1 protein-coding gene is annotated in these 1133 nt (G+C 39.4%); it reads right to left on the bottom strand.

All coding sequences use genetic code 11. The features are described from left to right. Positions 1 to 6: 6 nt before the first annotated feature. Positions 7 to 765: a PepSY domain-containing protein gene (locus CXF78_RS01350; protein ID WP_102035752.1), complete on the bottom strand. Its 759-nt coding sequence runs from the start codon at positions 763 to 765 to the stop codon at positions 7 to 9. Between the last annotated feature and the right edge of the window lie 368 nt (positions 766 to 1133).

Below are 1133 nucleotides of genomic sequence, written 5' to 3'. Positions count from 1 at the left end.
AAAACATTAGGCAACCCCACTGTGTTTACGCTTGCTCAACATAGGCTTACGTTTGTTTTTAGTACGACGTAATACCCTGAAATACACTAATATTAACCCGCTAACGGTAGCTAAAGTCGAGAACAACGCTATCCAGAATAATAATTGGTTATCGATTTCTTCAGCATCGCCATAATCCATCACATGAAAGCGAAACATCCAGTCGAATAAACGCCAAAATGCATGGCGCTTACCTACTACTAATCCGCTGTCAGCCGAGATGTAAAGTGAAGGGGCGGAAAAATGGTCGAAATTAATTCGCCACGCCGGTAAGTGACGAGCACTGAGTTCAAAAGGTGGATTGTCGTTCAGTAAACTCACGTTGGTAATGGATTCATTACCCAGGTAATAATATTGGGCTAATGCTATGGCTGCCGTTTGGTTAAGTGGCGATAAACGTTCACCTGTTTGCGCATTTAGCATTACTTGCTGAGTCGTGATTATGGTCGTATTTATGGCCGGAATAGAGAAGCGGTATACGTCTTGTTGCATCAGTTTACCGACGTTTATTTGCTCTGCTTCAGGATAAGTTTGTAACAGTTTTGCTAATGAATACTGCAGTTTATCGGGGTTGATTTTTGTTTGAGGGTTACTGATTAGCGAATCACCATGAATATAGTCAATATGCATAAACACCATATATGTTCCTGTCACTGACCAAATCACAAACTGTAGCCCGATAAACAGCATCAGCCATTTATGGAGTGTTCTTGCTGCTTTGTGCATTCAAATTAACCTTATTATTTTTATTATTGGTTTGGTTAAAAAGCGTTTTACGCTAGTAAATCAGGCTGTAAATGACCATCGGAATAGCATTATCTGTTAAGTGACTCATAGTTTGCAGCAATTTATGTTAATCGTGAAGCTAAAGAAGTGCTGTCAACAGATCACAATAGCCGTACTTGCATTACCAGCATGCAATTAATGGTTAACAATGAGCTGCATGTAATGGAATAGCATCACACTCATCATTAGTTGTCATTGCTAAGGGTGAATAAACGAGCGGGCAACAAGTGATTGTTAAGCTAGCATTGGACTTGGAATAAAATCTGAATTTATAAGTTTTATCTCATGCCCTTTACCAAATATGATGC

Origin of the sequence: Shewanella sp. 11B5 (assembly GCF_002836795.1) — a bacterium.
Classification (GTDB): domain Bacteria; phylum Pseudomonadota; class Gammaproteobacteria; order Enterobacterales; family Shewanellaceae; genus Shewanella; species Shewanella frigidimarina.
Note: the sequence above shows the minus strand (reverse complement) of the source record. Positions and strands in the feature narration are given on the sequence as shown.